Origin of the sequence: Methylobacterium sp. ARG-1 (genome assembly GCF_001262595.1) — a bacterium.
Classification (GTDB): Bacteria; Pseudomonadota; Alphaproteobacteria; order Rhizobiales; family Beijerinckiaceae; genus Methylobacterium; species Methylobacterium brachiatum.
In genome coordinates this window covers 1-7033 of sequence record NZ_LHCD01000069.1, presented here as the reverse complement: position 1 = coordinate 7033, position 7033 = coordinate 1, and the positions used below count along the sequence as shown (strand labels likewise).

General features: G+C 66.5%; 6 protein-coding genes and 2 pseudogenes. 4 read left to right on the top strand and 4 right to left on the bottom strand.

What is annotated here, in order from left to right; translation table 11 throughout:
• On the top strand, nucleotides 1-191 hold a 191-nt coding region (locus tag AKJ13_RS31140; RefSeq protein ID WP_144426454.1), incomplete at its 5' end, for an integrase core domain-containing protein.
• A 160-nt stretch (nucleotides 192-351) separates the two neighbouring features.
• On the opposite strand, the gene AKJ13_RS29655 is transcribed toward AKJ13_RS31140, so the two are convergent.
• The 3 genes from AKJ13_RS29655 to AKJ13_RS32065 all read right to left on the bottom strand — a co-directional run bounded on the left by AKJ13_RS29655 (nucleotide 352) and on the right by AKJ13_RS32065 (nucleotide 3210).
• Nucleotides 352-1224, bottom strand: a complete 873-nt coding sequence (locus AKJ13_RS29655; protein WP_050736525.1) for a class I SAM-dependent methyltransferase — start codon at nucleotides 1222-1224, stop codon at nucleotides 352-354.
• A 106-nt stretch (nucleotides 1225-1330) separates the two neighbouring features.
• Entirely contained in the window at nucleotides 1331-2944 is a 1614-nt protein-coding gene (locus AKJ13_RS29650; protein WP_050736524.1) for a GMC family oxidoreductase N-terminal domain-containing protein, read from the bottom strand.
• A complete protein-coding gene (locus tag AKJ13_RS32065; protein ID WP_160320644.1) occupies nucleotides 2941-3210 on the bottom strand; it encodes a hypothetical protein in 270 nt (89 codons plus the stop codon). Before AKJ13_RS32065 ends, AKJ13_RS29650 begins: the two co-directional genes overlap by 4 nt.
• Nucleotides 3211-3553: 343 nt before the next feature.
• On the opposite strand from AKJ13_RS32065, the gene AKJ13_RS29645 reads away from it, so the two are divergent.
• The 3 genes and pseudogenes from AKJ13_RS29645 to AKJ13_RS29635 form a co-directional block, all read left to right on the top strand.
• The gene (locus AKJ13_RS29645; RefSeq protein ID WP_050736523.1) at nucleotides 3554-3868 is read left to right on the top strand and encodes a hypothetical protein; all 315 of its coding nucleotides are present in this window, start codon (nucleotides 3554-3556) and stop codon (nucleotides 3866-3868) included.
• A 357-nt stretch (nucleotides 3869-4225) separates the two neighbouring features.
• Nucleotides 4226-5461 carry a DUF3095 domain-containing protein gene (locus AKJ13_RS29640; RefSeq protein WP_082317206.1) on the top strand — a complete coding sequence of 412 codons (1236 nt, stop codon included), beginning with the start codon at nucleotides 4226-4228 and terminating at the stop codon, nucleotides 5459-5461.
• 269 nt (nucleotides 5462-5730) lie between these two features.
• Nucleotides 5731-6018, top strand: a pseudogene (locus AKJ13_RS29635) (integrase core domain-containing protein); the annotation flags it as partial.
• 6 nt (nucleotides 6019-6024) lie between these two features.
• Here AKJ13_RS29635 and AKJ13_RS29630 read toward each other — a convergent pair.
• A pseudogene (locus AKJ13_RS29630) lies at nucleotides 6025-6866 on the bottom strand (IS5 family transposase).
• Nucleotides 6867-7033: the final 167 nt, after the last annotated feature.

The window sequence follows — 7033 nt, the reverse complement described above, 5'->3', positions numbered from 1 at the left end:
TCGAGTCATTCAACGGCCGCCTACGGGCAGAGTGCTTGAACGCTTCGTGGTTCCTGTCGCTGGCCGATGCCCGCGAGTGCATCGAGGACTGGAGGTGCCACTATAACGAAGATCGACCCCATACGGCCCTGGGCGGCTTGACGCCCCGAGCCTTCGCCAACCAAGCTGTCACAGCCCGAGAACTTGCATAGGCCGTGGACCACAAACAGGGTCAACTCCAACATGGCACAAAGCCATACCTCAGGGAGGACCACTTTTCAGGGGCAGGTCACGATCACGGGTCCTGATCGCGTTGCAGTCGGACCCAGCCGGTACTGGCTGGCTCGATGCGCCGCCTCGACGTAGAGCGTTCTACGCGCGTCGTCCCATCACGAGCGTGACCAGCTGTCCCGCACAAGTCTCGATGGCGGTAAACCCACGGGAGCGGAGTTCAGCCCCCATGGCGGTGCACGTCCAGAGGTGGCTGCCGCTTCGGGCCAGCCGCAGGGCTGCAAGCGCGGCGCCGACCGGATCCGGAGGCGGAGCGTAGAGCCCGACGACAAGATATCCCTTCGGCTCGAGGGCAACCGTCAGCCGGTCGAGCGCCGTCCGAGCCGCGTCCTCAGAGAGGAAGGGTGCCGGAAGCCACGTCAGCGAGTAGCCGGCTGGATCATCGAACTGGGTCACATCCTGCAGGCGGAGATCGATACGGCTGCGGAATGGGCTTGCCGCCACGTTCGCACGTGCCAGTTCGAGGGCCGGCTCCCAGATGTCCAGGCCCACGACATGCAGCGCGGGCCACTGCGCTGCGGCTTCGAGAGCAATGCCGCCCACACCCGTGCCGACATCCAGGAAGCGCCCGGTGAGTGCGGCTGCAAGCGCCGGGCGCTCGGCTGCCAGGGCCGCCAAGCGCCGTACGACGACGCGTGAGGCTTGGCCTTGGGCCTGCAACATCGCAGGATCGCGGACCTGCCAGACGGGCGGTCGCTCCGGACACTCCAACAGGTCCCGCGCCTCCTGCAGCGCGTGCGTGACGGATGCCAGGAACGCGGAGACCTGCGCCTGATCAAGGTCACCGAGGTCCCCCGGCACTACGGCGGCAACCACATCGTGCAACCGGCGCGCGACCTCGGGATGAACCTCCAGCGCCTCCTGCCGCAGGCGTAAGGTTGCACCGATTGCGGCAAGGCCTCTTGCCGCATCACCCATCTGCCGCAGCGTGCGTTCAACGTCTTGGAAAGTCATCGGCGACCGCCAGAGTGATGATCACCACGACGCGGCGTGGCGCCTGAAGGAGAAGAGCCCGGCCCGGCAGGCTCAGAACCGTGCCGGGCCGCGACCCGCAGGGCGATCACAGGCCGTGAGCCTGGGCGATCATCTGTGCCGCCCGCTCCCCGATGATGGCGCACGGGGCCTGAATGTTTCCCGCCGTCACGCGCGGCATGATCGAAGCATCCGCGATGCGCAGAGCGTCGATCCCGTAGACGTTCAACGATGCATCGACCACCGACATGGCATCGCGGCCCATCTTGGCCGTGCAGCTCTGGTGCCAATAGGTCACGGCAGCATCACGGATGAAGTCTTCGAGCGCGTCTCCCTTGATGTCGCCCGGCACGGCCTCTCCGCGGACATGCGGCCGAAACGCCTGAGCGTTGCCCAGCGCGCGGCACAGATCCACGCAGGCGACGGCCGTCGACATATCCGCGGGATCGGACATCATGTTGGCCTCGATCGCCAACGGCACCAAGGGGTCGGCGCTCGTCAGCCGAAGCCGGCCGCGGCTCGCCGGGTGCGCCAGACCGGCGAACATCGTCCAGCCCTGCGCGGGCACGCCGCGCGCCGCGGTCCGATCGCTCGGCACGGGAAATTCGACCTGGCAGAAGAGCACATCCGGCGCATCGAGCCCGGGGCGGCTCGTCCAGTACAGGGTCGCCTCGCTGCCGCTGTTCCGGGGGGCGATGGGTTCGGCATACTCCCAGATGCATCCGAACGAGACATGGTCCTGAAAATTCTGTCCGACGCCCGGCAGGTGCTGCACCACCGGGATGCCGAAGCGCGTCAGCTCCGCATGGTCCCCGATGCCGGAATGCATCAGAACCTTGGGCGTCTGGATGGCGCCCAGCGACAGCACCACCTCGGCCCGGGCTCTGATTTCCAGGACCTGCCCGGCGCGAACCACTTCGACGCCGACCGCGCGCTGCTGCTCGATCAGGACGCGCCGCACGGTCGTGTCTGTGAGGACCGTCAGGTTGGGGCGGTCGAGCCAAGGGTGGACATAGGCCCGATAGAGCGATTGGCGCCGGCCGTCGCGAACCAGCATGTCTGAGATCGCGGCGCCGCCCGGTCCCTCCATCATCACGCCGTTCGGATGCGCGAAGGTCGGGATGCCGACCTCGCGGGCCGCATCGAGCATCGCGTGTGCGATGGGGCTGGGATCCGAGGCGGGCTGGACCCAGACCGGTCCGGAATCGCCGCGATACCGAGGATCGGGCGAACCCTGCCAGTTCTCGATGCGACGATAGATCTGGAGGACGTTGTCGTAGCTCCACCCGGCATCGCCGGCCTCCGCCGCGAAGTAGTCCCAGTCGCTGCGGTGCCCGCGCGCCCAGACCATCACGTTGATGCTGGAGCCGCCCCCGAGACCTTTGCCCATCGCCATCGACAGGGCCCGACCGTTCAGGTGGGGGTTCGGCTGCGCCTGAAATCCCCAATCCCGCTCGCTGCCCAGGTTGGCCGGCCATTGTGCAGGGTCGAGCACCGTCTCGGCCTCGTCGCTGCCCCCGGCTTCGATCAGCAGCACGCGCAGGTCGGCATTCTCCGCAAGGCGCCGCGCCACGACCGAGCCTGAGGATCCGGCGCCGCAAATGATGACGTCGTATTGCGACCGCAGCTCCGCGACCAAGCGGTGCTGGTTCTCCTGCGCGCGCCGCGATGAATCACGATCTTCGAGACGAGACTGGCTCACGATATATGAAGTCCTTCTTCTGCCGCGCGGCCGTTGCTGATGAACAGCACGGCTTCTCCCGGCATCACTGCGGTGCCCGCGGCAAAGGTGCTGAGCCGCCGGAATTCGGGTGGATGTTCCATGCCTTCGGCTTCCGTGACTGTGATCGTCGTCACACAGGAAGCATCGCTGACGTTGACGAGGGCCTGTTCGCAGCCGTCCCCAAATGCGTTACGGACCCGACCTATCTGGCTGCGCAACTCACGCGAGATTCCGGTGCTCTTCATCGATCTCACAGGCTTGGCCGGTCCGACGAGTGAGCCCCTCGGCCCGGTCCGCACCCGCGCCCGCCTCACAACGTTCCACGATCTCGTGGATGAGACCGCCTCGTCGTCAGCGCCGATCTCCTGACGGCTACCGGTATCGCTGAGCCGGGCGGCCTCTTCGACGCGCGGCGGACGGCGGCCATCCGCGGACGGTTCCGACCCATCGAGGTTTGGTTGGAGCGTGAACCCGCGCCGCTGCCGTAGATCCCGCGCCGCGCCGGGCGTCCGGCTCTCTGTGACCGGGATCACAGCGACCGGCCATCGTCGGGCGCAGAGTGCTGTCACCCTAACATGGAGAAGCACGATGAAGACGATTTCGACGAAGACGATGATGGTCGCGGGGCTCGCGCTCGCAACACTGGCCTTCGGTGCTGCCAGCGCCGACGCCCGCGGGTTCAGTCACGGCGGCGTCGGCCATCAGGGCGGTTTTGGCCATCGCGGATTCGGGTACGGCGGATTTGGCCACCCTCGATACTTCCACCACCGTGGATTCCGTCGGCGCTTCGGCGGGTTCAACTGGGATTATCCCGCAGGCAGCTACTTCCTCAGCTCGGATTTCGGGGATTGCCGCTTCGTCTACAACCCTTTGTTCTTCGGACACGAGCGCGTCTGCAGCTGACGGAGCTTCCGCCTCGGCTCATTGAGCCCTCGGCCAGAGACCAGCTGCCGCTGCACACGCAGCGGCGGCCGGTTGGCCCACCTCGGCACACCACCGCTTGCTGTGACGACGGACTGATTGACGGCACCCCCGCCCCATTCGTGCCGAAGACGCCGCGCGAATATCGAAACTGGAACCGCAACCGCATTAGAGGTGTAGCTCGCTCCTGCGCGGAGCGGTCGCGAGTGTGTCGCCGCCGTCGCGCGTTCGCTTGTAGGCGTGCACGTGACCGTGGTGATGGTGGTTCCACCAAGGATGATGTCAGTGCCGGAATCCAGGCGCGTCACGCGGCCGGAGTCTGCGCCGGGGAGCAGGGCGATGGCGGCGACGCGGAAATCGGCAGGTGCAGCTCAGCAGGTCGAACCCGCCAAGCACCTCACGCCTCCTGATTTCTACGGGAGCCTGCCGCGGTTCACCACCTTCTCCAGCCTCATGGATCCAGTCCTCTATCGGCCGCTGCCCACGACGTGGTGGCTTGGTGTGGCCGATGTCGTCGGCTCCCAGCAGCAGATCGGGCTGGGCCGCTACAAGGCGGTCAATGCGGCCGGCGCAGCCATCATCGCGGCCGTCTCCAATGCTCTCGGCCGGCGCGAGTTTCCCTTCGTCTTCGGCGGCGATGGGGCAAGCTTCGCCATTGCCCCGGAAGACGTCGACACCGTTCGAGAAGCGCTGGCGGCAACGGCCGTCTGGGTCCGTGAGGCGCTGCAGCTCGAGCTGCGCACCGCTCTCCTGCCGGTCTCAGCCGTGCGCGATCGCGGGCTCGACGTGCGCGTGGCCCGCTACGCGCCCAGTGCTCACGTTTCTTATGCGATGTTCAGCGGAGGCGGTCTGCCCTGGGCAGAGGCTGCCATGAAGGCCGGCGACTATGCCGTCGCACCGGCCGAGCCCGGCAGCCAGCCTGACCTGACCGGCCTTTCCTGCCGCTGGCAGGAGATCCGTCCCCGCCATGCACTGATGCTCTCGCTCATGCTCGTGCCGCAGCACAGCGGCGACGCGCCGGCCTTTCGGCAGCTTGTGCAAGAGATCCTGCACAGCCTGGAGATCAGTGCCGAGGTCGCACGTCCGATGCAGGACGACGGACCGCAGATGCACGGACCGTGGATGGGGCTGGATCTTGAACTGCGCGCCATGCCGGGCTCTCGGAAGAGCCGCCTCTGGCGCAAGCTCCGCCTCGTGGCACGATCGATTCCGGAATACCTGATCTATCGCACAGGCTTGCGGTTAGGCGCGTTCGATCCAGCCGCGCTTCGGCACGAGATCGTCGGGAATACGGACTTCCGCAAATACGATGATGCGCTGCGGATGACCTTGGATTGCACTGAGGCCTTCGCGGATCGGCTGGAGGCGCATCTCGCCACTGCAGAGGCACAGGGGATCTGCCATTTCGGCTTGGAACGGCAATCGGCTGCGCAGTTGACCTGCATCAGCCCTCCGGTTCCGAGCAGTGGGCACATGCACTTCATCGATGGCGCTGGCGGAGGCTACGCCGCGGCCGCCGCACGGCTGAAGGGTCGGGCGGCACGTGTCGGGGCCGTGGTGCCGGCCGGCCCGTGAGGCGGCTGTAAAGCGTGGCTGCTGCCGGATGAAGCGTGGACGCTCGGCGCGACCTACCGCGAGCGGTGTTCAAGATCCCTGTGCGCACCGCATCAGCGAGCGTTTGGTCGATGGCGGAACCTTCGCGGTCGGCGCAAGCCTGACCCGTACCGATACCTGCGAGCGGCGACCGATCGAAGGGCTGAATGTCGGGTTTGGCGTGCGTCAAAGAGGCGATCGCAGTCGACGAGACATTTCGAGCTCACGGCTTCGAGTCCGCCTGCGCTCGCAACGACATCGACCATCGGCTGACAAGGCCGCGTCACCCCTGGACCAACGATCAGGTCGAGCGAATGAACCGGGCAATCAAGGTTGCGACGGTCAAGCGCTACCACTACGACATCCATGAGCATCTTCGCGCTCACCTGGCCGACTTCGTCAGCGCCTACAACTTTGGCCGCTGCATCAAGACCCTGCGTGGCCTCACGCCCTATGAAGCCATCTGCAAAACATGGTCCGCCGAGCCCGAGCGATTTCGGTCAAACCCGCTCCACCAAATGCCGGGACCAAATATCTAGAGCGTGTTATGAACCTGTCATCAATCGACCGACCTGACTGAGCATGAGACGGACGAAAGCGACCATATGTAGGCCTGCCAACGTGCTGGGGTGACCTTCATAGTCCTTGACTAGCCGTCGACACCGGGGGCCAGGCAAACGAGCGCTCGACCACCCAGCGGCGCGGCAGCAGCACGAAGCCGCGCTTGGCCTCGGGGGCTTTGACGACCTCCAGGTCGATCCCGTGTGCCCGAGCGGCTTCCGCGGCCCGCGCGCCGGTGTAGCCCTGATCGACGAAGGCCGTCTCGACGCTGCCGCCCGTCTCCGCCTGGACCTCGGCCGCTAAACGTCCGACCTCGCCGCGGTCATCGGCATCGGCCGGTGTGACGTGCAGCGGCACCACGTGGCTGGGGGTGTCGACCGCCAGATGCACCTTCCAGCTCCGCTTGCGCTTGGCCCCGTCGTCCCGCCCGCTCGCCACTCTCCGGCGAGGAGCGCAGCGTCCGGCTGTCCAGGATCACCGCAGACGGCTCCGGCTCGCGATCCCCCGCCATTCGCAGCACCGCCCGTAGATCGCCAGCCACATCCGTGAAGCCCGCGGCCGACAACCACCGCTGCGTCTGCTGGTACACCGCTGCCCACGGCGGCAGGTCCTGCGGCATGAACTGCCACGGCGCCCCCGTCTTCACGATGTACCGCAGCCCGTTGAACACCTCCCGCAGCTCGTGGTCGCGCTGACCCGAACTCTCCCGCAGCAGCGCACGGTACGGCGCAACAACCGCCCATTCCTCATCGGACACATCAGACGGGTAGCCAGAACGATCTAGTGCACTGACGCGGTCAGAGGATTCACGGGGGGCGTGATGCATGCGAGTCTGGGCGATGGCTCAGACCGTCTGCGTGCTCCTCGACGACGCCACCAAGTTGGCGTTGTCCACGATCGCCGGTGATCGATCCCGCCCGCTCAAGCACATCCTGCGGGCGCGCATCGTCCTGCTCTCGTTCGAACGCTTGAGCGTGCAGGACGTGGCTCGGC

Bases quoted from the DNA above. Each gene is read 5' to 3' on its own strand.
- AKJ13_RS32065 (WP_160320644.1), bottom strand. From the start codon at position 3,210: ATGAAGAGCACCGGAATCTCGCGTGAGTTGCGCAGCCAGATAGGTCGG.
- AKJ13_RS29645 (WP_050736523.1), top strand. From the start codon at position 3,554: ATGAAGACGATTTCGACGAAGACGATGATGGTCGCGGGGCTCGCGCTC.
- AKJ13_RS29640 (WP_082317206.1), top strand. From the start codon at position 4,226: ATGGCGGCGACGCGGAAATCGGCAGGTGCAGCTCAGCAGGTCGAACCC.
- AKJ13_RS29655 (WP_050736525.1), bottom strand. From the start codon at position 1,224: ATGACTTTCCAAGACGTTGAACGCACGCTGCGGCAGATGGGTGATGCG.